The following is a 25,690-nucleotide window of genomic DNA, read 5'->3' on the forward strand; positions in this document are numbered from 1 at the left end:
TTCTACAGAAACAGATAAATTGTAGAGACGTTGATCATCTGTCGTCTCTACAAACAAACTCATATATTTTTTTGCTTTGCATTCACCCAAACGATGGCAGGCTTGCCAGAGAGTTTACACCTTGTATCAACAAAGAGCCAATGATATTGTACTAAAAATGCCAATATCGGCGAGAAATCCATTCCACCCAAGGGGGGAATGATGTTACGGAAAATGTTCAAATAGGGGTCAGTGATTTGGCTCAAAGCAGCAAATGGTTGATTGTACCAGTTGATGTTGGGGAACCAAGTCAGTAGAACCCTGATAATTAAGAGGGTGCTATAAATATTGATGAAAGTAGCAAGTGTGGAAATCAGTAAATACATGGATTGGTCAGTTTCCTTTCCTGTGTAAGTGTCTATTTTGGTCTTAATATCTTAGATTTTAAGCTAGCTCAGGTCATGGTGTATGTTTTCACCAAATCAGTTAACAGTTAACAGTTACCAGTTTAATTTGATAACTGATAACTGATAAGTCGTTCCCCTTCCCAACTTTCAAGCATCTTTCGTGAGAGACCTTTCATTCACCGCCTGACTAGAGTTACTATTAACGTTGCCCAGTTGCTGCCGCACTTCATCTATTGTGGCATTCAACTGGGCTATTTTATCTTCCAGGGATCGCCGTGCTGTTTCCATCTCCATGCTGTCGGTTTCTGAACTCTTTATATGACGCCGTCGCAGAGATAATTTTTTGGCTTCTGTTGGGTTCATAGAGATTTGCTCCTCTTGTTCTGCTGCTAACTCGCTATCGCCGCGAGAAGCAACAACTGCACCCAAAACACCACCTACTACACTACCAACTATCGCTCCGAAGAAAAAACCACTTGCAAAACCATCACGCTGACTCATATCTATTACCGCCAATAAAAAAAGCTGCACTTTTGGGTTGGTTAATAACTTTCCACTTCTAGCTGCATACTAGCTTAAGTCCCAAAGGTGCGATCGCCTGCATCTCCCAAACCTGGGACAATAAATCCCCGGTCATTTACTTGCTCATCTATGGTCGCAGTGTAAATTATTAAACCAGGATAAGCCGCACCTAATTTTTGTAAAGCTGGGGGAGCTGCTACCACAGAAATAATTCTAGTTAAAGCCGGATCAACTCCCCGTTGTGTTAATTCTTCCATTGCCTTAATTATTGATCCGCCTGTAGCCAACATCGGATCGGTAATTAGTACTCGTGTTTGAGGATGAAATTTTTCTGGAAGTTTGTTCAAATAACAAGATGGTTGTAGAGTTGTTTCGTCCCGCACTAAACCAAGATGGTAAATTGATGCCAATGGTAGTAATGTTTGGGCTCCTTCTAGCAATCCTAAACCTGCTCGCAAAATTGGCACTACTGCCATTGGAATCTCTGGATCAATATAAGTTGCCGGACAGATACCTAAAGGACTCTGCACCGTTGTATCTTGAGTAGGCAACCATTCTCGGGCAGCTTCATAAGTAAGCCAGCGTCCCAATTCAGTCATCGCACTGCGAAATAATACTGAAGGTGTGGCAGCGTCGCGGGCAACTGCTAACCAATGCTTAATTAAGGGATGCGGTGGAACATAAACACGCAATTGTAGCGTCATAGCCGGAATTAGGCGTTCTGTGATTGTATAACAACTGAAACATCATAATACTCTTTCCGATATCCGGCTATTAGCTAAAATAGGCACTCATCCAAAATTATTGATAATTTTTTTCATTAATAGTTGACAGTTTTTCTCAATCAAAGTTATATTAATAGTCAGTGTTCTCCTCTCTTTAAGGATCGGCAGACGGGATTGGCCAGCGATCGCGGGCTTTTCCCTCTTTTTTTTGGGCATAGGGGCGAGGTGAGCCGGGAAATAAATACGTAGAAGATGGTAATTTTAATTGTTATATATACTACATGAAATTAAAATTAGTTTGTTGATATGGCTAATTCCATAAAGAAAATTCCCAATTCCCAAACCGTGATCACCGATATCTATTATGATGCAATTATCATTGGTTCTGGGATTGGTGGTCTGGTAACAGCAACTCAATTGGCTGCAAAAGGGGCCAAGGTACTTGTTTTAGAACGCTATCTCATTCCAGGTGGCAGCGCTGGCTATTTTGAACGGCACGGTTATCGCTTCGATGTTGGTGCTTCGATGATTTTCGGGTTTGGACAACGCGGTACAACCAACTTACTTACCCGTGCTTTAGATGCTGTGAATGTCAGTTTAGAAGTAATTCCCGACATGGTGCAGATTCATTATCATCTGCCTAATGGTCTTGATCTGAAAGTTGAGCGGAATTACGAAAAGTTCTTACAAAATCTCATTGCCTATTTTCCCCACGAAGCAAAGGGTATTCGTCGGTTCTATGACGAATGTTGGCGAGTATTTAACTGCTTAAATTGCATGGATCTCTTATCTTTAGAAGAGCCACGCTATTTGATGCGGATGTTTTTTCAACATCCTTTAGCTTGTTTGGGATTATTGAGGTATTTGCCACAAAATGCTGGAGATGTAGCGCGACGATACATAAAAGACCCTCTATTGTTGAAATTTATCGATATGGAATGCTATTGCTGGTCGGTAGTACCAGCAGACATGACACCGATGATCAATGCGGGAATGGTGTTTTCCGACAGGCACTATGGTGGTGTGAACTATCCTAAAGGTGGTGTGGGTCAAATCGCTCAAAAGCTTGTAGAAGGTCTGATTCAAGCTGGAGGTAACATTAAGTACCAAGCAAGAGTCACGCAAATACTCACAGAAAAAGGACGAGCCGTAGGTGTAAAATTAGCTAATGGTCAGATATATCGTGCTAAGCGTATTGTTTCTAATGCTACACGTTGGCATACTTTTCATAAATTACTACCACAAAAAAAATTTCCGTCTAATGAGAAAAAATGGCAGCAATCATATCAGAAATCGCCTAGCTTTTTGACTCTGCATATGGGCATTCAGGCATATTGTTTACCTGTCAAGACAGAATGCCATCATATTGTATTAGAAGACTGGGAGAAAATGGCAGATTCTGAAGGTACGATTTTTGTGTCGATTCCCACGTTACTTGACCCGGATTTAGCACCAGCTGGTTATCATATCGTTCACGCCTTTACTCCACATTGGATAAATGATTGGCAAGGTCTATCTGTAAAGAATTATGAAGCAAACAAAGAGAAAGCAGCTTGGCGAATTATCGAACGCCTGGAGAAGATATTTCCGGGGTTAGATGCAAGCTTAGACTACTTGGAAGTGGGAACACCACGCACTCATCGTCGCTTTTTAGGTCGTGAGGATGGTACTTACGGGCCAATTCCGCGACGTAAATTACGGGGATTGCTAGCAATGCCGTTTAATAGAACAGCAATTCCAGGACTCTATTGTGTAGGAGATAGTACATTTCCTGGACAGGGTTTGAATGCAGTGGCTTTTTCTGGTTTTGCCTGCGCTCATCGAATCGCGGTAGATTTGGGGTTGAATTAGGAATTAAGTACAAGAAAAAACTGAACGGTTTACCTGTACGCCATCCCAATCATTCCCAAGCGATCGCTCACATGGCACTGGATATGCTAGATGCGATCGCTAAACTTCTACTTCCACTTTAGCCTTAAGTCCTAGCAATAGCCAGCGCCCGGCGTACAGCAGCATCAGTGTTGACAACACCGTAGCCGTGGACTATATCATATCCAGGATCACCAAGATCGTAAGCAGCCTCTGAAAGAATCGAGCGTATTTGTGTGGCTGTTAACCCTTGATTAACACTCCAGACTAATGATGCAATTCCTGTAACATTTGCAGTTGCTGCGGAAGTGCCACTGAAATAGTTTATGTAGTCAAAATTACTGTAGAAAGAGTTGGAGGTGTTGCGAGTAGCACTGGTAGAGGTAAATTCTGCTGGGGCCATGAGAGTTAAACCTTCCCCATAATTAGAACCATACCACTGTATACCTGCACTCGGATAATCAACTCGTGTTCCTGGCGTTTTCGGATTGCCGTAGTAGTCTTGAGTTCCCCAACAAGCCCCAACGGAGATCACATTTTGGTACTTCTTAGCTAAATCGGCAGGACTCGAAATAGTACTCTGATTACCATTACCAGCCGCGATGACAAACAAAACATCGTCTTGATTGTTAGCGATGAGCTGTTCAAATGCTGTGGAGTATCCACCAGATAGGCTGAGGTTAATTACTAAACGCTTATTTTGACTATCTGCCCAATTTATTAATATCTGTGTGGCATCAGCTAAACTATAATCCCCAGGGTTACCACCAACAACATCGACATGCATCAGCGCAGAATTCCAGTTGATGCCAGCTATACCAATATTATTATTGCTAGCAGCAGCGATCGCTCCTTGGACTAAAGTTCCGTGAGAATCAGATGAATATTCATCAAAATAGTTAGAACTAATACTTTCGGTAAATCGCAAGTCTGGGTGAAGATAGCCGTTAATGTCAGTTGCTATTCCTGTATCTTCAATTCCCAGTAGTATCTGATCTGAACCTGTTGTGAACCGCCACGCTTTGTGCACATCCATCATGTGCAAGTTCCATTGTTGGTTAAATAGCGGATCATTGGGTATTACCGACAAGTCAATTATAGTATCTGCAAACTTGATAGTGTCGATACCTTCAAAGAAAATTTGCTTACCGTCAGAGAAAGCGATCGCGTCAAACACACGGGCTACTGAATCACCAGGATCGTAAACTACGCCACCATTGGCGGTGTGAGCGTAATTAAACGCTTGGACTTGTGTAGATACAAAAGCAGAGAGATCCAGTATATCTCGCCCTCCGCTACCAAAGTCGATATTACCTTTGCCAGAAAATACAGTTTGTGTAGAAGTCGATGTATAAACAAACGTATCTGCTCTGAGTGTACCCTGGTAACTGACGACAGTTGCAGGTGTAATGGATGTGCTATCGGCATCATCTACTGACTCTAGTTCATCGGAACTTTGAATCATTACCGTAGAATCCGGCGGTGTGAATGATAAACGCAGATTGTAAAAAGTTTGATTGCCGTTGTATGGATAAATTTCTACGTAATAGGTTCCGGCTGTTAAACTACTAGTAATAAATTCATCAGTATTAGTAATATTGGCAGAACCTGCCAGAATCTCACCCTGCCAATTCAACAATCGCATATCTGCATCAGCACCCAAATCTTTGAGTGATAAAGTCACATCGCCAGCAGTGTTGATGTTGAACTTATAGTAATCGTAGCTGTCGGATTTACCTACCCAATCTGTATAGCTAATAGCTTCTGTATTCGCTGAGATTTCACCTATATCCCAAGCTGCATTGAGAGTGTTACCTGCATTGTCAATCGGTGTAGCCGAAACACTCAAGTCATATTTAGTTTTCGCTTTACCCTGAGAATAAACTCGAATGTGATAAGTACCAGCTTCTAAAATCGTGGTGATTGATTCGGCTTTTTTACCAGTACGCTTAGAAGCAGCAATGACTTCTCCCTTATCTACTAAACCGTTGCCATTCACATCCCGAATCAATTGGACGTTGGCATTGGCACTCAAGCGAGTCAAGTCAAGTTGAAAACTACTTCTACCCTCAAGGGTAAATTGATAGTAATCGTTTTGATCTTTAAGAGAAACTCTATCAGTAAAAATCTCCGAATTATTTGTAAATGTAAAACTTCTAGCCTTATCTAAGGAATTGCCAGCAAGATCCGATGACATTTTTCACCTGGTATCTCAAACTACAGATAACTTTCATTACATCCATCATCTGTTTCTTTCGTCAGAAAATAACCTGATTCTACATGTCTTTAATCAATCAGCATCAATATTTTACCTGAACTTTAAAATTCTGCTGCGTAATTTTACTAGGACACTAGACTATAAGGGTTTGGGAGTACAGCCAAAATTTGGATATCCTGTTGGTGGCTTGAACAAAATCTCAAACACATAAACACACATAAACAATGCTGGCTTTAATTAACTCTGTAAACCCCTGGCTAATGGGAGTGGCGTTGAATTCTATCTTGTTAGTGGTGGCTTGGATTGCTCCCAAAAAACTACTCACAAGCGCTGGTTACTTCCACGCTTGGTTACTAGGTGTCCTAATTTGGGGGACATTAGGTTGGCAAGGATATATAGTTGTAATGTTCTATTTTCTGGTTGGTTCCTTTGTCACACGCATAGGCATAGCCCAAAAAGAAGCTGAAGGTATTGCTGAAAAGCGTTCTGGTGCCAGAGGACCAGAAAATGTTTGGGGTTCAGCTTTAATTGGGACACTGTGCGCTTTAGGAGTAGGAATGCTAGACTTGGGAACCCTTCCCGTTACCCAATCCCTGATTGCTGATCTGCGATCCCTACTACTCCTGGGTTTTGTAGCCAGTTTTAGTACCAAGTTGTCTGATACTTGTGCTAGTGAAGTGGGGAAAGCCTACGGCAAAAGTACTTTCTTGATTACCACCCTACAACCAGTACCCCGTGGAACTGAGGGAGCAGTAAGTTTAGAAGGAACCTTGGCTGGGGTAGTGGCTTCAGTGGTGATTGCTTTTGTGGGTTGGGCTGTTGGTTTAGTCGAACTTTTGGGTGTACTTTGGTGCGTAGTCGCAGCATTTATTGCCACAAATTTAGAAAGTGTCATTGGAGCAACATTGCAATCAAAGTACACTTGGTTAACGAACGAATTAGTGAATATTTTAAATACATTAATCGGTGCGATCGCAGCAATTTTTTTGGCTTGGTTTTGGGCAATTACAGTTGCTTAATCTCAACAGGCAACAGTGAGGAGATTGTAATTCTAATCACGTGAGATTGTCAGCTAATTTTGAAAGCGTAGTTATTTTTCCCAAAGGCCACTAGTTGTTTCTGCCATACTCTCATAATCATTTTCCGATACTAGGTAGATATTTTTACGATATATTTACAAGATGGAGTTGCCACTCTGTCTTGTAAGTCTTACTATGGCTATATAAACTTGGCATGATCCTGCCAATTCAATTACGAATTTCCTCTGAGGAATAAATGTATAAATATTTTTAGAAGTTTACGTATTTACCCTATGGAATCTTCATCGTTTTTAAATATTGATGAGCAACCGATTTCGATTGGACAAGCGGTAAAGTATTTGCAAAATTCAGGAAAATTAGGACAATTCATTGGGGATATTTTGCGTCAATATGTAATAGAAAAAGAATTAAAAACTCGAGAAGACATAGCTATTAGTCCGGCTCTTACGGAACAGGCAATTATTGATTTTCGACTTAAAAATCAACTCACAGATCCGAAAAGTTTTCAAGAATGGCTACAAAATAATGGCAAAGACTATGATTCTTTTCACGCCAGTGTAGCTCTAGGCTTCAAGTTAGAAAAACTCAAAGCAGTAGTAACAGAACCAAAGCTGCCAGAATATTTCATAGAAAGGAAAATTTTCCTGGATCGGGTGGTAATTTCGCGAATTATTGTAGATAATCGGGAACTAGCCGAGGAATTACAAGCCCAAATAGAGGAAGGAGCTAGCTTTGAGGCATTAGCTAGAGAATACTCACTCACAGAGGATCGAATCGTCAACGGTATGATGGGCCCCGTCAGCCGAGGAACATTGCCTGATACACTCAGGGCAGCAATTGATGTGGCAAGACCAATGGAAATAGTAGGGCCAATCGAACTGGAAGAACGTTATGGTTTGTTTCGTGTAGAACAAATTTTGCCAGCTTCATTGGAAGATACTCAACTAAAGCAAGCACTACAGAATGAGTTGTTTGAGAAATGGCTAGCAGAGAAAATTCAGAAGCTAACGGTAAAACTGCAAGTGAATTAAAGCTGATAGATGATGAGTCTTCACATACAAGGGTGCTAGCCTCTTTACCTTGGACAAAAGCACCACTATGTTGGTTAACTCCACAACAGCAAACCCTATTGAAAAAACGGGCAGAAACTCTGCGCTTCGGTTTAGGAGAAAAAATCTGGCCAAAAGATGGGGTGGGGTATCAGTTTTTGATTGTGAATGGTAAAGTCCGTTTGCGCCAAGAAGGAGTTGGTAAACCCCTAGCAACTTTAGCTGCGGGTGATTGGTTTGGTAGCTTGCAGGAACTACCCCTCGAATGCAAAGCTGTAGCTGCTAGTAAAGATGTAGTAGTGGTACGTTGGCCTGTAGGAATATGGGCAGAAATTTCCACACCACAGATTGAAGAGTTTTGGCGAGGGAGGGAAGGAGAAAAGGAGGACAAGGGGGACAAGGAGGACAAGGGGGACAAGGGGGACAAGGAGGACAGGAGGAACTCCCCACACTTCCCCTACTCCCCCCACTCCCCTACTCTCACTCCCCCCACTTACCCGTTTGTTGCTAGCCGCAACACTGCTGCTGCTTGCTTGACAATGGTGGCGCAACAATTAGATCAACCCGTGAAGTTGGAATGGGTACAACGCCAAGTTAGAGGACAGCAGCCAAAACATGTTGTAGAAGCAGCGGAAAAGTTAGGCTTTGTGCTACGACGGTTACAGGTGAGTTGGTTTGATTTGCAGCAGTTGTCATTTCCGGCTTTGTTACAGTGGGGTGCATCCCCACAAGCAGAGGGTAACTGGGTTGTAGTTTATGCTGTCAGGGGCGATCGCTTACTCATTGCCAATCCCCTGAATGGCGATCGCACTTGTGAAGTTTTGCCGCAGTCCTTGGTGGAACAACATTGGAATGGGCAACTGTGGCAAGTAGAGTTAATCCAAAAGCAGGAAAAATTCAACCTCAGTTGGTTTTTACCAGCAGTATGGCAGTACCGAGGACTGTTAGGGGAAGTGTTGCTGGCGTCGTTGACATTACAGATGTTAGGGTTAGCAACGCCACTGATTACCCAAGTCGTGATCGATAAAGTCATGGTGCAAGAGAGTTTGGCGACTCTCGATGTCATGGCGATCGCCTTATTGTTAGTAGCACTTTTTGAGGCAGTACTTGGGATTTTGCGGCTATTTGTCTTTACTCATACCGCCCGGCGCTTGGATTTAAGTTTGTCCGCCCAGCTATTTCGCCACTTGATGCGCTTACCTTTGGCTTACTTTGAATCACGCAGGGTAGGAGACACAGTAGCACGGGTGCAAGAACTGGAACAAATTCGCCAATTCCTCACAGGTACAGCGTTGACTGTGGTGTTAGATAGTGTGTTTGCTGTGGTGTACCTGGTGTTGATGTTTTACTACAGCATTCCGCTTACCTTCACGGCGTTGGCTGTGCTACCTTTATTTGCCATCCTCACACTTGTAGCTACACCAATTCTCCGTAACTGGCTAAACGAAACTTTTAACCGCAGTGCTGATAGCCAGTCGTTTTTGGTAGAAACGGTGACAGGAATTCATTCAGTCAAAGCCCATGCAGCCGAAGCAGTCGCACGCGATCGCTGGGAAGGTTTATTTGCCCGTTTCATCCGCACAAGCTTCAAAGCTTCCACCACCTCTAACATCAGCAGCAATATCGGTGACTTCCTGACTAATTTCTCTAGCCTACTCATTCTCTGGTTTGGTGCTAAGTTAGTCATTGACAACAAACTGACTGTTGGTCAACTTGTTGCTTTTCAAATGCTCTCTGGTAGAGTTACCGGGCCATTACTGCGATTAGTGCAACTATGGCAAAATCTGCAACAAGTTTTACTTTCCGTAGACAGGATTGGTGATATTCTCAACGTCGCCCCAGAAGCAGAACCAGGCACAGGTTTAGTTTTGCCACCCCTGAAAGGGCAAGTCGTTTTTGATCAAGTCTTCTTCCGCTACCGCCAAAACACTGAACCCGTACTGCGAGGCATTTCTTTTAACGTCCAGCCAGGACAATTTGTCGGTATTGTCGGACGCAGTGGTTCTGGTAAGAGTACCCTTTCTAAGCTTTTGCAACGCCTCTATCAAATTGAATCAGGACGCATCCTCATTGATGGTTTTGATATTAAAAGTGCTGATTTAACTTCACTGCGTCAACAGATTAGTGTTGTTCTGCAAGAAGACTTTTTATTCAACGGTTCGATTTTGGAGAATATTACCCTTGGAAATCCCGAGATTAGCGCCGAACAAGTAGTAGAAGCTGCTAGACTTGCTGTTGCCCACGACTTTATTAGTGAATTACCCCACGGTTACGAAACCAACGTCGGCGAAAGGGGTACAGCTTTATCTGGTGGACAACGACAGCGTATAGCCCTAGCACGGTTGTTCCTCTCCCAAGCACCAATTTTGATTTTAGATGAAGCTACCAGCGCCCTAGATAGTGAAACCGAACAGCAAGTACTGCAAAATTTGCAAACAGTTTCTCAAGGACGAACTGTATTTTTAATTGCTCACCGCTTTGCACCTTTAAAACGTGCTGATCTAATTTTGGTGTTAGAAAAAGGAGTTCTCGTCGAACGCGGTACACATACAGACTTGTTACAGCAAAAGGGTTTGTATTGGTCGCTGTATCAACGACAGCAGTTTAATATTTAACTTCTCGTCTCTGAAAAACAAGGCAGAAGGAAAGAGGATTTGACTTAAGCAATCCTAAATCATTCGCGAGAGGCGATATCCCCGACTTCGCAAGAGTTGTCGGGGATCTGGGGTTCCGTATTTTCTCACAACTTAATTAGGATTGCTATATTTAGCTAACAGTTTGGTTACTTTAGCACTTACCGTTTTCTAAAACATGACTTTAATTTACATTAAGCGTAAAATATCAATGGATTTTTTTGCTAATCTCGTCTAATCTGTATTTATCGATAGTTTTTGCTACTTATAATCATTCAATTTGTATCGGTAATTACTTAAAAAATTAACAGGGGTTTTATACCATAGACGTATGGAAAGCAAGCCTGCAAAACAGTAATTTCTTAAAGAGAACAACATTAACATCACAAGCTAAAAACCTTTCTTGGTTCCGATGAGAAAAACCAGCCTGCCTTTTTAGGGTGCAACTAGTGAATGAGATGCTTTAGAATTTCTCATTGAGGCAATGACTCCTTTATTAGGTTAGCCCCTAAAAGAGGTTGGTCTTCCGTTTCTTCTTCATGTATTAAGTACATGGACATAATTAAGCGTCAAAGATACTTCTAGTTTGTAGTAAGTGTTACCCTTATAGAAGTTACTATAGGCAGGACTTTTACTAGTTACTAGAAAATTTAGTTTATTTATGTTCATCTACTTACTTCTGAACACACCAAAAACATTTTAGGTAAATATTCAGTAATGATGAACAAAAAATGGGCAACAAAGCGAATTACTTTAAACCTAGCATCAGGTGAAGCCGAAAAGCTTGAAAAATATTGCCAACAAACTGGAAGACCAGCAACAGACGTGATTCGGGAACTTATTCGAGGACTACCTATACAAATGCAAACTGACTTAAATCCAATTGAACAGAATTACTCCACTACAATAGGGCAGTTAAGAACATAATTGATAATTCCTGTTAGTTCCTCATTGACCAATCATAATTCATGATTAAAAACAATTAATTATGAATTATGATTTACTAATTATCAATTATTGATTATTAATCAGGACTGTTAACTACTCTTGGTAACTCAACACGAAAATTTGATCGCACTACGTGACATTCCCGCAAACTTCGACCAGTTGCAAAAATAGGGTTGCCCAACCTATAAATCCAAACAAAGCTTATGCGATCGCATTTCTGAGAATGATTAACAGCCATTCTCTCCAGTATCAAAAATACTCGTTAGCAGTTTCACATAAACGCGATCGCACCGTGTTGTCTTTACACCTGTTGTTGGTAGATAACCATTGCTTTCATATAACTTGACTGCTTCTGCTAAAACACTGGCGGTTTCAATCCAAATTTGCTGAAAACCACGATGGGCGATCGCGTCTTCCAGTTGTTGTAACAAATATTTCCCTAGTCCCACACCCCTAGCACTCGGCAAAAGATACATTTTGCGGATTTCCGCAGCTTTTTCACCCCGTTTTATCGGGTAGTATGCCCCCGTACCCACAACTCGATTTTGGTATTCAATTACCCAAAACTCTCCACCCGTAGCTAAGTAACATTCTTCCACTTGCAACACATCCCGATCCGCACCATCAGGTTCCCAGCCTAAACCATATTCTGCTAACACCGACCGAATAACTTCAGAAGCTGGAATGCGATCGTCTTCTTCCCAATCACGAATCAAAAAATCTTTGTAATAACTATTCATTGTAGTTATTTGTCATTTGTCATTAGTTAGTGGTTAGTGGGTACAGACGCGATGTTCCTCGCGTCTGTAAATTAGTAGTTAGTTGTTCACCACTCCCCACACTCCCCACACTCCTCACACTCCCTTCATCGGTAACGAAATAACAAACTCCGTACCTTCTCCCAAAACAGAATTAACTTCAATTGTCCCACCATGTTTTTCAACCACAATTTGTTGTGCGATCGCTAACCCTAATCCCGTTCCTTTCCCAACTCCTTTGGTAGTAAATAAATGGTCAAATATGCGGTTTTTCACATCTTCACTCATTCCCTCACCATTATCAGCAATTGATATTTTCACGTTGTTATTTTCGACTGAGGTTTTAATTGTAATTCTGTGAGGATTTGCCTTCATTTCCTCCAAAGTGCGTCCTCTAGTGGCTTCATCTAAAGCATCGATCGCATTTGCCAGAATATTCATAAATACCTGATTTAATTGCCCAGGAAAACACTCGATCTGGGGTAAATTTTCGTACACTGTGATTACCTCAATTTCTGGACGTTTTTCATTTGCCTTGAGCCGATGTTTGAGAATTAAAAGTGTACTATCGATACCTTCGTGGATGTTAAATGCAACTTTATAATCTTTATCGGCACGGGAAAAAGTTCTTAAACTGGTGCTGATATTTTGCAATCTGTCGCACGCCACAACCATTGCATCTATCATCTTTGGCAAGTCTTCTAAGTTATAATCCAAGTCAATTTCTTGGGCGTGTTCAATAATTTCTTGACTGGGATTGGGTAGAGTTACTTGATATAATTTCAGGTGTTCGCTAATATCAGCAACGATGGGTTTAGCTTGTTTAAGAGTAGCAAAAATAAAGCCAAGAGGATTATTCATTTCATGAGCTACCCCAGCAACTAAATTACCCAGTGCAGACATTTTCTCATTTTGGATAATTTGTAATTGGGCTTGTTGTAAATCTTGTAATGCTTTTTCTAATTCTTGGGATTTTTGTTTAACAGCAGCTTCTGCTTGTTTGCGTTCTGTAATATCCAATAACAAACCATCCCAAATAATTGGGCCATCAATTTGTTTCACCGGACGAGATGCAGCTTGAATCCATTTGACTTTACCAGAAGGAGTGATAATTCGTCCTTGATATTGCCAAGGTTGCAAGGTTTGAGCAGAAATTGCTACAGTTGCTTGATAATGGGTTACATCTTCTGGGTGAGTTAAGGAAAGTAATTTGTTAGCGTCTGCGACTACTTCCTGTGGTGAAACTTCGTAAATTCCATAGCATCCAGGGCTGATGTAGTTAAATTTAGTGATACCTTCTGGAGAAAGTTGGAACTGGTAAATCATACCGGGAGCGTTTTCTGCAAGTCGTAAAAAACGGGCTTCACTTGCCTGTAAATTAGTGTATAGTTGAGCCTTTTCTAAAGATATAGCTGCTTGAGTGCAAAGTAAGTTAATTACTTGCAAGCGATCGCTGGTAAATACTCCAGATGTCTGTTGATTTTCCAGATATAAAATACCTACTAAATGCCCTTGGTTAATAATTGGGGTACATAATACACTCTTGGGTTTATTTTCGAGCATATATTGACCAATTAGCCCAGGAATATCTGTTTGACAATTATCTATGACAACAGTTTCTTGGGTATTTTTGACATAATTAATTATTCTTCTTGGTATATAATCACAGGTATCAATTGATTCTGAAACTAGAATACTTTGAATTTCACCTTGTTTCTTATTCTTGTGGCTAATAGAAGTAATTGCTCTGACTTGACAAGTATTTTCTTGGACGAGAATTAAGACAGTTTTTTTCGCACCAGAATTTTCTAAGATAATTTTTGTCAAGTTAATAATTAATTCTTCTAATTCAATGCTGCTGGAAATTGCTTGAGCGGCTTTGATCACAGAAGTAAAATCAAGAATATCGGTAATACTACTGCTAGCTGTAGTGGAAGTGTGAGAACTGCGGGTGATAGTCGCAATCGTTTCCAAAGGATTGAAATTGAGTCGTCGTTGTTGCAGGATAGGTTTGAGAAGTTGGGGATAACGTTGTTCTAAATCATTGGTTTTGGCTTTTGCTCCCCAACGTGCGTAACAATAATACGCCTCCTGCATATATGCTTGAGCAACTTTTTCTTTGTTCCAATCGAGGTAGAACTTAGCTGCGAGTTCATTGGCGATCGCTGCTTCCTGAACATAGCCATTAGCGATCGCTGCTTGGATAGCCATTTCGTAATAATCTGCGGCTTGTAGCTGATTACCACTTACACGCGCTTGTTCTGCCACAATTAAATTGTATTTATGCTGGTAATTGACAGGCGCATGGTATGCCCATTCCTGCATTTTTGCCTGATTTTCAGTTACTTTCTGGAGATAAATTTGTTGCTGTGCTTCATTGGCTTGATGACAAAGGGCTAACAAACTCAAAGATTGATAGAAATTCCGCAAAGGAACTATTAATAAGCCTGCTGCACCCTGTTCATACTGCTCAAATTTTTGGGAATATTCCCAAGCAGATTCGTATTCACCAAACAGATACGCCAGCAGTGATTTTGCGAGATAGACATAACAAATACCATTAATATTGTTAGTTGCAATCAAATTCGGCAACATCTCGACTTCGTTAAAATGCTCGCCATTCAAATGACAAGGATTGACAGCTTCACCTTGCAAGTTTTTCACAGTCTGTCGCCAAATATTTCCCCAAATCAAAGACACATCTTGCTTAATTTGCTGCATCAGATCGCAATATTTATCTGCTTCTTGGGCGGCATTTTCTAAGTTTTCTCCACTCCAAAACAGAAACTGACAATAGCAATTAGCGCAATAGCCGACATATTCTAAATTTCCAGTTTCTAATCCAGTTTGTAATCCATCTAAAAACAAACTTAATGTGGATTTAATGGCATCTTTCCAGTGTTTAATAAACAGGCTATATGTAAGATAAACTCTACTTTTAAGTTCTTTAGTTTGAAATTTATCTAACAGTTGTACCGCTAGTCGCCCAAACTGATACCCATCTTCAATCGCGCCAATACTACACAAGAATAATCCATAAAGACTATAAGCAATAGCTGCCTGGGGTGAATTACCATGCTGAATACAAATCCTGATCATGGTAAAAATCTTCAGCGGTAGCAACATTGGTTTGGCTATATAAACCGGGGCAAACAAACCCGATAAAATGCGGAGTGCAACCAAGTATTTTGAATTAGTAATTTCTGGCATATCTGCCAAAGCTGCAATCGATTGATTCATTAACAATTGCTGCAACTGCTGATGTTCAGCAAAAATCATTTGATTGTTACTGTCTTCAGGTAAAGTCAAGTCTAGTAATTGCAGTGCTTCTTTACCTGTAGCGATCGCTTCCAGGAATTTATTTTGCGCCGTATAAGATTGGATTTGAATCTCATAGGTACGAACTTTTTCCAAGGGAGATTTCGCGTTTTTGAGGAGAATATCTACTAAAGATTTTGATGATTCAAAATTTGTATTCAGGTATTCTGCCTCAGCCGCAGATTCGTAAATAGCCAGAGTCAAATCATAGCTGCTTTGCCAAGAATTTATTGGTAAAAGATCCATTGCTACTTTGAAATACTCCACCGCCGCGCCGTAAGCAGTCGAGTTTTTGGCTTTACAACCAGCTATCAGATTTAACCGAGAAAGATGTTCTCGTTCGTCAGATTCCGCGATTAACTCCACTCCATAATTGAGTTGGTTAACAATCGCAAAAATTCCTTCCTCTTGCTGGTCTGTTGGTGTATTCTCCAACAACAATCGCCCAATTTTCAGATGCGTTGACTGTTTTTGTACTTCTGGAATCAGTGAATAGGCAGCTTGTTGGACGCGATCGTGGAGAAACCGATAGGCGACATTTTCAATTTTGTCTGTATTTACACTTATCTCATCATGAGTCAAATAAAATTTATATACCTCAGTCTGTGGCAGAATCAATCCCTCCTGTAACGTTTTCCACAAAGCCGCCGCCGCATCCGCTTCTGATGTTTCTGAAACAATCGCCAAGGTGGCTAAATCAAATTGATTCCCGATACAAGCTGCTAACTTGAGAACCTGTTGGGTTTGGTTAGGTAACTTCTGTAACTGCTGCGCCATAAATTCCACCACATCATCGGTGAGAGACAGCGCCTTCACTTGGGAAATATCACATTCCCACCCTCCCCCCTTGCTGAAGTGGTTAAACGTAATGTACCCATCTTCGTGTAACGCTTTGAGAAACTGCGTCGTGAAAAAGGGATTACCTTTGGTTTTGCGATCAATTAATTCCGTCAGAGGTTGCGATCGCTGAGTTGAACAATGCAATGTATCGGCAACCAATTGATTCGTATCATCAAAAGTAAGGGGGGCGAGGGTAATTGTATTGACAGTCTTCCCAGCTTTCTTCAGTTCCTCCACCGTCAAGATGAATGGGTGTACAGGTGAAACTTCATTGTCACGATACGCCCCCAACAGCAGCAGATAACCCTTATCTCCCATCAGCAGTTTGATCAATTGTAGAGAAGCCGAATCTGCCCATTGTAAGTCATCCAAGAACATTACCAGTGGATGTTCTACAGTCGTAAACACTTCAATGAACTTTTGGAACAGCAAATTAAACCGATTCTGTGCTGCACTACCTGAAAGTTCCGGTGCGATCGGTTGTTTGCCAATCACCCACTCTAGTTCAGGAATGACTTCAATCAGAACCTGTCCATTGTCTCCCACAGCTGTCAAAATCTTGGTTTTCCAGGTTTGCAGTTGGGTATCAGATTCCGATAGTAATTGTCCCATCAAATCCCGTAAAGCTTGCACAAACGCAGAAAAGGGAATGTTGCGATTAAACTGATCAAACTTACCCTTAATAAAATACCCTTGCTGACGGGTAATTGGCTTGTGGACTTCATTGACAACAGCCGTTTTACCAATACCCGAAAATCCCGCCACAAGCATCATTTCCGATGTGCCATCGGCGACACGATCAAAAGCATCGAGTAACATCTGAACTTCCACTTCCCGCCCATAGAGTTTTTCGGGGATAAGAAAGCGATCGCACAAATCCCGCTGACCAATTGCAAAATATGTAATTTTGCCAGTATCTTTTAGTTGATGCAAACAAGTTTCTAAATCGTGCCTTAATCCCAAAGCATTCTGATATCTATCTTCAGCGTTTTTCGCCATTAATTTGCTCACAATATCCGACAACACCTGGGGAATCTCTTCCCTCTTCCCCCGTGTCGGTGTTTTCGCAATATGACAATGCACCAACTCCATCGGATCATCAGAGATAAAAGGTAACTCTCCCGTTAATAACTCATAAAACGTGACACCAAGAGAATAAAAATCGCTGCGATAGTCAATCCCCCGGTTCATCCTACCAGTTTGTTCCGGAGAAATATAAGCGAGAGTTCCTTCTAAACCATTGGGACTTTTAATTTCTTGGGTTTCTTTGGGAAGTAATGAAGCAATACTAAAGTCGATCAGTTGAACTTGTTTTGTTTCAGGATGAATCAGGATGTTCGCGGGTTTAATATCTTTGTGGATGACACGGCTTTGGTGTAAATCGTGGAGAATATTAGTTAATTGGATTGCTACTGCCAAAAATTCTTCCAGAGAGAGAGTAGTATTTTTGATGTACTCTCGTAAAGAAATTCCCCCAGTATCCGCCATCACCAAAATATAACCATTACCATAGGCTTCCAATGATAAAGGATTAATGATGCCCGGAATATCGAGATTTTTGCTAATGGTGTATTGATTGCGAAATTGCAATAATTCGTTGAAACTAGGATATTCAGAGGCAAGAAGCTTAATAACCACTGCCAGAGAATCTTTTTCCCTCACCCCTCGGTATACTAAGGTTCTGGAACCAGAATACAACTCTTCGTGAATTTCATATCCAGGGATGACAGGAGCGTGATTTATGGTACTCATTTATACTTGCCTCGTGTTGCAGATTCACTTTTGCCTCACGAAATTAGTATTCCCATAAACCAAATGCAATAAACACAAATACACACAGATAAACCATCAGTGTCCATCCGTGTGCATCGGTGTTCGCCTTCCCAAAAAATATCGGACTCACCAGATGACTTACAGCCACAACCAAAATCGATGAATAACGAACACAGATGTACACAGATGCACACAGATAAATCATCGGTGTTCGCCAAAGTCTTTACTAGCTAGAGTGATGCGATTGATACCTTAACTATGAATTCTCGGTTCAGGGTGTAAATTCACTAGCAATTCACTCTCAATAATTGCTAACTCTTCTAATCTTTTCGTGACAATTTCACGTAGAAAATAAGTATCAGTCAATACCCAATAAGTACCGAAATGCCGTGCTTCCGATGCCATCAACCCATGATAGAACTTCGCTAATTTTGGCTCAGGGCAATGAGTAGCTAATAATCCCAAACGTTCGTGACTACGTGCTTCTATTAAACCACTAACCAACAAAGAATCTAAAAAGCGATCGGGTTCTTTGGGGCGAATTTGGGCTTTTAAACCTGCACCATAGGGAGGTGGTGTCAGGGGGCGCATGGTTATATTTCTATCTTCTAGCCATTGATTTACCTGCTCAAAGTGCTCGAGTTCTTCGCGGGCAATTTTGGTTAGTTCCCGCACCATCTTGGCATTAGAAGGATAGCGAAATATCAAGTTTAACGCCACACCAGCAGCTTTGCGTTCACATTGAGCGTGGTCGAGGAGGATAATGTCCAAATTAGATATAGCCTGTTCTACCCAAGCAGAACTGGTGGGTTGTTTGAGGATGTTAATTGTTGGTAAAGCAGAAGACAGCACAGTCAAAATTTAGAAATCTCTACTTTATTTTAAATTGAGTCCAACATCCCGTCCTCAAATAAATTTGGGGCTAATAGCTGAAGTCTACTAAATTAGACTGATTCTTTTGGTATTGCATATTTGTGAGATGATTTTATTTTATTGGGTAAATATAAAATAGAATCTTGGCGCTCTTGGCAACTTGGCGGTTCATCATCCTTAGCGATCGCTTGCAGGCAGCAAAAACCTATACTTAAAGCGCCGCAAGCGTCCTGCTCATTCATCGATGCGATCAACCCACTGCACTAGTGCTATTAGTCATCCTCAGTGTTATTCAAAGTGATCGCGATCATGCTGATTACCCAGCAATTCAGTAGCTCTCACTGAAAAATTCTTAACTAAGTGTTACACTTTTAACCCTGTGAATAGATTTGTGGTATAAGCTAAAAATTTATTTCTAAGACATGACATACGTATTTTTTATGTAATTGTCATTAAATGTAAATATCAGGATGCATAATATACCTTTTTACCTGGTCTCTAGCCCTTAGTTGCTTTTTTCTAATGAACTCAATAGACTTAGCCTTTACCCCAGCTCTTGAACAAGCACGATTGATCCGTCATCGGGAAGTGTCGCCGTTAGAGTTGGTGCAGATATATCTAGAACGAATTCAACGCCTCAATCCGGATCTGGGAAGTTATTTTACGGTCACAGCAGAACAAGCGATCGCTGATGCTAAAGCCAAGACAGAAATGTTGGCAAATAGCAATGAACTACCACCATTTTTTGGTGTACCGATTTCGATTAAAGACCTTAACCCGGTGGCTGGTGTCCCTTGTACCTTTGGTAGCCCGGCGCTAGTCAACAACATTCTTGATTTTGATGATGGTGTAGTAACGCGCATTAAGCAAGCCGGGTTTATTCTACTTGGTAAAACTGCTACTTCCGAAATTGGTTCGTTTCCTTACACAGAACCTACGGGTTTTCCGCCAGCGAGAAATCCTTGGAATTTAGAATATACTCCCGGTGGTTCTAGTGGTGGTGCAGCCGCCGCAGTTGCAGCTGGGTTGTGTGCGATCGCTCAAGGTTCTGATGGTGGTGGTTCAATTCGTGGCCCTGCGGCTTGTTGTGGTTTGGTGGGCATCAAGCCAGCCAGAGGACGAGTCACCCATGCACCCGTAGGCGATCGCCTCAGTGGAATTGCGACTAATGGCCCTATTGCCCGTACTGTGGCTGATGCAGCAGCCCTTTTAGATGTGATGTCTGGCTATGTCACAGGCGATCCTTATTGGTTAAGCGATCCTGAACCATCATTTTTGGTTGCCAGTAAAGAAAGAATTGGCAGACTACGTATTGCCTATGGTACAGCCATTCCACCGATTGGTACAGCAGATGGTAATTGTCAGCAAGGCGTACTGCAAACAGCGAAGTTACTAGAAGAACTTGGTCATACAGTCGAAGAAAAAAGCCCGGATTTTAGCGGTTTAGTAGAACCATTTCAGACCATATGGCAAACGAACGTAGCGACTTCCGGTCTTCCGCCAGAAGTTTTGCAACCGATGAATCGTTGGTTACTAGCACGCAATGGCTCTGCTGGCGAATACCTGCAAGCAGTTTATCAAATGCAGATGGTGTCGCGGCAAATTGTCGCCTTTTTTGATTCAGTAGATATACTAGTGTTGCCAGTATATTTGCACTCACCTATTTCTGTGGGTGAATGGGCGCACCTCACCCCGGAAGAAACATTTCAAAAGATCGTGAATTGGGTTGCTCCGTGTCCACCAGCCAATGCCACTGGCCTACCTGCGATCGCCATTCCTGTTGGTTTTGATAATAATGGCTTGCCTATGAGTGTGCAGCTAGTTGGCAAACCTGCCGCCGAAGCCACTCTAATCAGTTTAGCCGCTCAAATAGAAATTGCAAAACCTTGGATTGAGCATCGTCCTCCATTTGCTACTTGAATCATAAAATACCTCGTTGGCAAATCCACCCCAAGAAGGATGGAGCAGTGATATTGCTCAAACCATTGCTCTACAAGGATTTTCGATGTAGGTTCAATTTAAGTTAAATGATGAATTGAAGCTCTGTCGCTATGATGAAGTCAGAACCCGGTAAAGCCCAAAAAATTTTCTCAGTGCTGGTGCTGGAAAAGGTAAGCAATGGTTAAAGTGGTTGTCGGAATCAACACGTTCATCTCGCTAATCCTACTGTACGCCACTTGGCGAGTATGGCGACTGCGGTTGAAACTAACTAGGCTCACTAACTGGTTGATTCTCGCTGAGCGTTGTAGCCATACGTTATTTTCTCCAGCACCCCAGGCTTTTGACATCAGCCGACAGAGTATTCATAACCTGCGGCAAACAAACCAAGCGCTAGAACTACAAATTCAACAATTGCAGCAGATATATAGCATATTATCTGTTGGACAGAGATTCTGGCGTTGGTATTTTCCGAGAAAAGTTAAATAATTCAGGGCTTGCAAGGCGTGAAAACCCCATAAAATGGGTGTAAGGAGAGAAAAGAAAAATGTCTAACAATCGTTCTGGAGTATTTATTGGCGGTTTAATGCTAGGAGCAACCATCGGTGCTTTGACTGGTTTGCTTATGGCTCCGCGTACAGGGCGCGAAACGCGTAAACTCTTGAAAAAATCGGCTGACGCACTGCCAGAATTGGCAGAAGATTTATCAACTAGTGTCCAAATTCAGGCAGATCGCCTGTCTGCCAATGCACTGCGAAACTGGGATGAGACTTTAGAACGACTACGAGAAGCGATCGCAGCCGGTATTGATGCTAGTCAACGGGAAAGCCAAGCAATGAAACGGAAAAATCAATCAGACGCACCAACTCCGGCTAGTAGCACAGTGGCTGACTCAGATTCTCTTCCCAAGCATGTAGATAACTAAAATTAATGACATAATTGTGAGTGAACCGCTGTTTTGGCTGGGACTATCTATATTCCTGGTGGCCATCAGTCTAACTGCTGTTTTGGTGGTGGCTATACCAGCTTTGCAGGAGTTAGCACGTGCTGCTCGTAGTGCGGAAAAGTTATTTGATACCCTCTCGCGAGAGCTACCACCGACCCTGGATGCTATCCGCACGACAGGCTTGGAAATTACTGAGTTGACTGATGATGTGAGTGAAGGAGTTAAAAGTGCTTCTGGGGTTGTCAAACAAGTTGATCAAAGTTTGAACAGCGCTAAACAGCAGGCTCAAAATATTCAAATCAATACGCGCAGTATATTTGTTGGCGTCAAAGCTGCATGGAAAAGTTTTACCCGCCCCAAACCTGCAAAAAGAACAAGCGATCGCTTATTGATGAATCAAAAAGGAACACTAAAACCAAGAGAAAGAGAATCACTCAGACAGTACAATCGCCCCAAAAAATCAGAACAGTATCGAAATCAAGAAAGCTACAAAGATACTGCTGACTGGGAAAGTGATGACACCCAAGATTGGCAAGAAGAAGAATAAAGTCATTGTCAATCGTCAATTGTCATTAGTTGTTATTTCCACTCCTCACACCTCCTCACCTCCCCACCTCTCCCATAGATTCAGTAATTACTACACTGCTAAAAGGTTCTATGGTGAATTAATATTTCTTTATAAAATAAGTGTTTAATATCAAGCAACTTGCATTCTCAAGTTGTTTATCTGTTTTTTTCACTATTTATTCAGGTTATTAAAAACCATGAAAAGAAGTCAAAATCAATGTTCAGTGATGTAAAAATAATATAGTGTAAGGGTAATTACTTATTTAGTAATTAGCTATTTCTAGCTAATAGATTTACAAAAAAATTGAAGTTCATCCAGAACTACGCAATATTTTCTGTACTTACAAATGCTCTTGAGAGTAAGTTTAAGTCCATCTCTGTTTATTGAAACTGAAAAATATAATTACTCAATCTAGTACAGGTCGCGGCAATCAACGGACAACTTGATATAGGTCAAAAGCTTAGAAGAAAGAGTTTTTGACTTTTTTACAGACGTGAATCCATAGCATCTGTAACAACTTTTAACTGACTAGGTAGCAGTATTAGCTTCAGTATAGGAGTAGGTTTGAGTTTACATTCGGTGATTGAGATTGAAAAGTTTAACGTCCAGACCTAGATGTACAGTAGTGATTAATCAATAAATTACAATCCATAACCAGCAAATATCAACTATATATCATTCAAAGTATTTAAATTTTTAAAATTTACAAGAAGTAAAATTTAAAGGTAAGTAAAGGCTGCATTGCCATTTTGGCAAGTTTTTATTGACAATATAAGATATTAGTAGATAGTAACAAACAATATTCTTAGTCACGTGTTTTTACTACTTAGCTAATACTACTTAAACCAAGCGAATAACAAGATAGCTACTTCTCTAGGCAGTTTTACGAGTTAGGAAATAATATATGATATTTTCACTGCATTCTCCAAATCATCATCTGATCAAGCATCTGGAAAACTTAGGACTATGTAGTTCAGAGGATGATGTTGTTGCAGACTGTGAAATAGTAGGAAGTCAAAAGAAAAATATAAATTTACTGGTAAATGTGGGAAGCGATCGCAAATTTTTAGTAAAGCAGGAGCATAAAATAGAGCATAATGGTATTCCCCAGGAATTATTTAATGAATGGTTATTTCATCAGTTGTTGCAGCAGTTTCCAGTCTTAGGAAACATTGCTGAAATCGGATCATCATTACTTCATTTTGATGAAGAGCAATCTATACTGGTTCGCAACTATCTAACGGAATATTTTGAATTAGAGAATTTCTATCAACAAAAAGATATTTATCCACCAGAAATTGCCACTGCCATTGGTGCTAGCTTGGGTGTACTGCATCGCGCTACATTTAATCAGCGTGAGTATCGTGATTTTATGGCAACTGCTCCCCAAGGGCAATTTCGCTATCAGTTTTACAATCCAGTCCAAGGAATAGAGTCATTTAGTTCCGATATTTTTGGTAGTGTTCCTACTGATGCACTCAAGTTTTATGTTCTTTATCAACGTTATGAAAGTTTAGAAGCAGCGATCGCAGAATTAGCATCTTTATGGCAACCTTGCTGCTTAACTCACAACGACCTCAAATTAGAAAACATCTTGGTGCATTCTCGGTGGGAACAACTAGATAACTGCCTGATCCGTATCATTGACTGGAAAACTTGTAGTTGGGGAGATCCAGCATTCGATTTAGGAACCGTATTAGCCAGCTATTTGAGAATTTGGTTAGAAAGTTTGGTGGTAGATCCGTCCATCAAGTTAGAAGAATCTCTAGAATTGGCAGCAACACCACTAGAAATTCTTCACCCTTCTATAGCTGCCTTAGTTCAAGCTTATCTTGATGCTTTCCCCAGTATTCTGGAGTATCGTTGCGACTTCATCCAGCGAGTAGTGCAATATGCTGGTTTGGTGCTAATTCAGCAATTGCAAGCAACAATTCAAAACCGGAAATATTTTGATAACACTGGCATTGTAACGCTACAAGTTGCCAAAAGTCTACTCACAAGACCACAAGAATCTATCATGACAGTTTTTGGGATCTCCGAGTCAGAAATTATCAAACCTTTTGTGAAATTGACCAAACATCCCCAAACCGAAAAGGAACAGAATTTAGTCCGAATTTACTACAGTAAAACCCGTTTGCGCGGGTGTTGATGAAAATAGAGGTAGACGGGGAAATTCAAAGCCATGCTAGATTGTTCTGACCAGCATCTACAAAGTTCTCTACTCGATATTGCCGACAATATTCAGATCGAGGCTAACTTTTGCATTTACCATCCCAACTATCAGTCTTTTGCTTTACCCAATCAATTGGCACAAAGATTTCAAAAACATTCCCAAGCAATACAGTATAAATATCTCACTTTATTACTCAGAAATTTTATCTACGGTATTTATTACAATGGCTGTTTGCAAAGCGTTTTAGCAGTCAATGCTGAACCTAGCAATTTTTTACCCCACAAAAGTTTAGAAAATAATTCCGTCTTGGGGATTGATTGGCAATTCTATGAGCAATTGCACTCTCACAATCACAGTACTGGTTATTATGATCCTGGTTGGCAGGTGTTGCGACGCGAACCAGATGGCAGTTTAGCCGTGAGTAAAGGCGGTTTGACATTACACATTGAAAGTGAACACCATTTAGAACCAATGATCCGGTCTGTTCGGGTTGGCGATTTGATCAATATTTGGATGCCAAAAAATCGCTTGCAAAATGGTTGCTATGTCGCAGTTAGTAATGTTGCCCAAAAATTAGGAGAGAATCCTGATAGCGATTTGGGAGAAGGGCGGATCTACTTTAATTTAACTCCCACCGGAGCGATCGCTCTCATGGAAAGCTTGACACTACAACTTAATACTGCCGGTATTGCATTTAGCTTTCAAGTTCCTTATAATCCCTCTGCTTATAGACGCTTTGATTCAGCGGTTCTTTACTTTGAACGCCACAACTACTGGTTAGTGCGAGAAGTTTTACAAGCTGTGTATAAACAACAGCAATCTCATTTTTATTCAGAAATTCCCTTATTTACTAAATATTTAGCACCAGGGTTGAGTTTAGCTGAAGAACCAGCCCAAAAATTTGTTGTTCAAGAAAGTTTTGGCATAAATCGTTGCCAAATTGTTGCTAATGCTTTACTGGAAGCTTGGCAAAAAGGGCAAAATTCTACCCAACAAAGAATACAAACTATCTGCCAACATTTTGCGCGTTTGGGAATAGATTTACAGCGTCCCTACCTTAACCCTAGTTCTGAGGATGTGTATATTCCTTTAATGTGAGAAGAAAGCCAAAAT

Annotated in this window: 20 protein-coding genes; 11 read left to right on the forward strand and 9 right to left on the reverse strand. The window is 41.1% G+C overall.

The window, feature by feature from the left end:
• Positions 1–59: 59 nt before the first annotated feature.
• The 3 genes from NIES592_RS01600 to upp all read right to left on the reverse strand — a co-directional run bounded on the left by NIES592_RS01600 (position 60) and on the right by upp (position 1,612).
• On the reverse strand, positions 60–365 hold the full coding sequence (locus tag NIES592_RS01600) for a YggT family protein (RefSeq protein ID WP_371915089.1): 306 nt from the start codon (positions 363–365) through the stop codon (positions 60–62).
• A 168-nt stretch (positions 366–533) separates the two neighbouring features.
• Entirely contained in the window at positions 534–887 is a 354-nt protein-coding gene (locus NIES592_RS01605) for a hypothetical protein (RefSeq protein WP_062250793.1), read from the reverse strand.
• 74 nt (positions 888–961) lie between these two features.
• Complete coding sequence (gene upp / locus NIES592_RS01610; protein ID WP_062249227.1) at positions 962–1,612, reverse strand: uracil phosphoribosyltransferase; 651 nt, start codon at positions 1,610–1,612, stop codon at positions 962–964.
• Positions 1,613–1,939: 327 nt separating this feature from the next.
• On the opposite strand from upp, the gene crtH reads away from it, so the two are divergent.
• Positions 1,940–3,484: a carotenoid isomerase gene (gene crtH / locus NIES592_RS01615; protein ID WP_073554726.1), complete on the forward strand. Its 1,545-nt coding sequence runs from the start codon at positions 1,940–1,942 to the stop codon at positions 3,482–3,484.
• 124 nt (positions 3,485–3,608) lie between these two features.
• On the opposite strand, the gene NIES592_RS01620 is transcribed toward crtH, so the two are convergent.
• Positions 3,609–5,699 (reverse strand): S8 family serine peptidase, encoded by a 2,091-nt coding sequence (locus tag NIES592_RS01620; protein ID WP_073554727.1) that lies wholly within the window; start codon positions 5,697–5,699, stop codon positions 3,609–3,611.
• Positions 5,700–5,944: 245 nt separating this feature from the next.
• Between NIES592_RS01620 and NIES592_RS01625 the strand changes: the two genes are divergently transcribed.
• From NIES592_RS01625 to NIES592_RS01640, 4 genes are all read left to right on the forward strand, one after another.
• A complete protein-coding gene (locus NIES592_RS01625; RefSeq protein ID WP_073554728.1) occupies positions 5,945–6,739 on the forward strand; it encodes a TIGR00297 family protein in 795 nt (264 codons plus the stop codon).
• A 293-nt stretch (positions 6,740–7,032) separates the two neighbouring features.
• Positions 7,033–7,791: a peptidylprolyl isomerase gene (locus NIES592_RS01630; protein WP_073554729.1), complete on the forward strand. Its 759-nt coding sequence runs from the start codon at positions 7,033–7,035 to the stop codon at positions 7,789–7,791.
• The gene (locus NIES592_RS01635; protein ID WP_073554730.1) at positions 7,740–10,424 is read left to right on the forward strand and encodes a type I secretion system permease/ATPase; all 2,685 of its coding nucleotides are present in this window, start codon (positions 7,740–7,742) and stop codon (positions 10,422–10,424) included. Before NIES592_RS01630 ends, NIES592_RS01635 begins: the two co-directional genes overlap by 52 nt.
• 735 nt (positions 10,425–11,159) lie before the next feature.
• On the forward strand, positions 11,160–11,369 hold the full coding sequence (locus NIES592_RS01640; protein ID WP_009455450.1) for a CopG family transcriptional regulator: 210 nt from the start codon (positions 11,160–11,162) through the stop codon (positions 11,367–11,369).
• A 97-nt stretch (positions 11,370–11,466) separates the two neighbouring features.
• On the opposite strand, the gene NIES592_RS25550 is transcribed toward NIES592_RS01640, so the two are convergent.
• The 5 genes from NIES592_RS25550 to NIES592_RS24870 all read right to left on the reverse strand — a co-directional run bounded on the left by NIES592_RS25550 (position 11,467) and on the right by NIES592_RS24870 (position 19,194).
• Positions 11,467–11,628 (reverse strand): hypothetical protein, encoded by a 162-nt coding sequence (locus tag NIES592_RS25550; protein ID WP_218600588.1) that lies wholly within the window; start codon positions 11,626–11,628, stop codon positions 11,467–11,469.
• Complete coding sequence (locus NIES592_RS01645; protein ID WP_073554731.1) at positions 11,618–12,130, reverse strand: GNAT family N-acetyltransferase; 513 nt, start codon at positions 12,128–12,130, stop codon at positions 11,618–11,620. The genes NIES592_RS25550 and NIES592_RS01645 overlap by 11 nt, the downstream gene beginning before the upstream one ends.
• A gap of 114 nt (positions 12,131–12,244) precedes the next feature.
• Positions 12,245–18,058, reverse strand: coding sequence for an ATP-binding sensor histidine kinase (locus tag NIES592_RS01650; RefSeq protein ID WP_073554732.1), 5,814 nt, complete (start codon positions 18,056–18,058; stop codon positions 12,245–12,247).
• A gap of 273 nt (positions 18,059–18,331) precedes the next feature.
• Entirely contained in the window at positions 18,332–18,931 is a 600-nt protein-coding gene (locus NIES592_RS01655) for a tRNA-(ms[2]io[6]A)-hydroxylase (protein ID WP_073554733.1), read from the reverse strand.
• 92 nt (positions 18,932–19,023) lie between these two features.
• The gene (locus NIES592_RS24870; protein ID WP_178379457.1) at positions 19,024–19,194 is read right to left on the reverse strand and encodes a hypothetical protein; all 171 of its coding nucleotides are present in this window, start codon (positions 19,192–19,194) and stop codon (positions 19,024–19,026) included.
• A 280-nt stretch (positions 19,195–19,474) separates the two neighbouring features.
• Between NIES592_RS24870 and NIES592_RS01660 the strand changes: the two genes are divergently transcribed.
• The 6 genes from NIES592_RS01660 to NIES592_RS01685 all read left to right on the forward strand — a co-directional run bounded on the left by NIES592_RS01660 (position 19,475) and on the right by NIES592_RS01685 (position 25,675).
• Complete coding sequence (locus tag NIES592_RS01660) at positions 19,475–20,872, forward strand: amidase (RefSeq protein WP_073554734.1); 1,398 nt, start codon at positions 19,475–19,477, stop codon at positions 20,870–20,872.
• A 198-nt stretch (positions 20,873–21,070) separates the two neighbouring features.
• Positions 21,071–21,379 carry a hypothetical protein gene (locus NIES592_RS01665; protein WP_073554735.1) on the forward strand — a complete coding sequence of 103 codons (309 nt, stop codon included), beginning with the start codon at positions 21,071–21,073 and terminating at the stop codon, positions 21,377–21,379.
• Positions 21,380–21,437: 58 nt separating this feature from the next.
• The gene (locus NIES592_RS01670) at positions 21,438–21,815 is read left to right on the forward strand and encodes a YtxH domain-containing protein (RefSeq protein ID WP_016870832.1); all 378 of its coding nucleotides are present in this window, start codon (positions 21,438–21,440) and stop codon (positions 21,813–21,815) included.
• A 16-nt stretch (positions 21,816–21,831) separates the two neighbouring features.
• Positions 21,832–22,383 carry a DUF948 domain-containing protein gene (locus NIES592_RS01675; protein ID WP_073554736.1) on the forward strand — a complete coding sequence of 184 codons (552 nt, stop codon included), beginning with the start codon at positions 21,832–21,834 and terminating at the stop codon, positions 22,381–22,383.
• A gap of 925 nt (positions 22,384–23,308) precedes the next feature.
• Complete coding sequence (locus NIES592_RS01680) at positions 23,309–24,553, forward strand: aminoglycoside phosphotransferase family protein (RefSeq protein WP_073554737.1); 1,245 nt, start codon at positions 23,309–23,311, stop codon at positions 24,551–24,553.
• Positions 24,554–24,586: 33 nt separating this feature from the next.
• A complete protein-coding gene (locus NIES592_RS01685) occupies positions 24,587–25,675 on the forward strand; it encodes a T3SS effector HopA1 family protein (RefSeq protein WP_073554738.1) in 1,089 nt (362 codons plus the stop codon).
• Positions 25,676–25,690 lie beyond the last annotated feature (15 nt).

The sequence above is a fragment of the Fischerella major NIES-592 genome (assembly GCF_001904645.1).
Lineage (GTDB): Bacteria > Cyanobacteriota > Cyanobacteriia > Cyanobacteriales > Nostocaceae > Fischerella > Fischerella thermalis.

Bases quoted from the DNA above. Each gene is read 5' to 3' on its own strand.
- NIES592_RS01650 (WP_073554732.1), bottom strand. From the start codon at position 18,058: ATGAGTACCATAAATCACGCTCCTGTCATCCCTGGATATGAAATTCAC.
- upp (WP_062249227.1), bottom strand. From the start codon at position 1,612: ATGACGCTACAATTGCGTGTTTATGTTCCACCGCATCCCTTAATTAAG.
- NIES592_RS01645 (WP_073554731.1), bottom strand. From the start codon at position 12,130: ATGAATAGTTATTACAAAGATTTTTTGATTCGTGATTGGGAAGAAGAC.
- NIES592_RS01625 (WP_073554728.1), top strand. From the start codon at position 5,945: ATGCTGGCTTTAATTAACTCTGTAAACCCCTGGCTAATGGGAGTGGCG.
- NIES592_RS01620 (WP_073554727.1), bottom strand. From the start codon at position 5,699: ATGTCATCGGATCTTGCTGGCAATTCCTTAGATAAGGCTAGAAGTTTT.
- NIES592_RS01635 (WP_073554730.1), top strand. From the start codon at position 7,740: ATGGCTAGCAGAGAAAATTCAGAAGCTAACGGTAAAACTGCAAGTGAA.
- NIES592_RS01605 (WP_062250793.1), bottom strand. From the start codon at position 887: ATGAGTCAGCGTGATGGTTTTGCAAGTGGTTTTTTCTTCGGAGCGATA.
- NIES592_RS01665 (WP_073554735.1), top strand. From the start codon at position 21,071: ATGGTTAAAGTGGTTGTCGGAATCAACACGTTCATCTCGCTAATCCTA.
- NIES592_RS01680 (WP_073554737.1), top strand. From the start codon at position 23,309: ATGATATTTTCACTGCATTCTCCAAATCATCATCTGATCAAGCATCTG.
- NIES592_RS01600 (WP_371915089.1), bottom strand. From the start codon at position 365: ATGTATTTACTGATTTCCACACTTGCTACTTTCATCAATATTTATAGC.
- crtH (WP_073554726.1), top strand. From the start codon at position 1,940: ATGGCTAATTCCATAAAGAAAATTCCCAATTCCCAAACCGTGATCACC.
- NIES592_RS01670 (WP_016870832.1), top strand. From the start codon at position 21,438: ATGTCTAACAATCGTTCTGGAGTATTTATTGGCGGTTTAATGCTAGGA.
- NIES592_RS25550 (WP_218600588.1), bottom strand. From the start codon at position 11,628: ATGGCTGTTAATCATTCTCAGAAATGCGATCGCATAAGCTTTGTTTGG.
- NIES592_RS01685 (WP_073554738.1), top strand. From the start codon at position 24,587: ATGCTAGATTGTTCTGACCAGCATCTACAAAGTTCTCTACTCGATATT.
- NIES592_RS24870 (WP_178379457.1), bottom strand. From the start codon at position 19,194: ATGAATGAGCAGGACGCTTGCGGCGCTTTAAGTATAGGTTTTTGCTGC.
- NIES592_RS01660 (WP_073554734.1), top strand. From the start codon at position 19,475: ATGAACTCAATAGACTTAGCCTTTACCCCAGCTCTTGAACAAGCACGA.
- NIES592_RS01640 (WP_009455450.1), top strand. From the start codon at position 11,160: ATGATGAACAAAAAATGGGCAACAAAGCGAATTACTTTAAACCTAGCA.
- NIES592_RS01630 (WP_073554729.1), top strand. From the start codon at position 7,033: ATGGAATCTTCATCGTTTTTAAATATTGATGAGCAACCGATTTCGATT.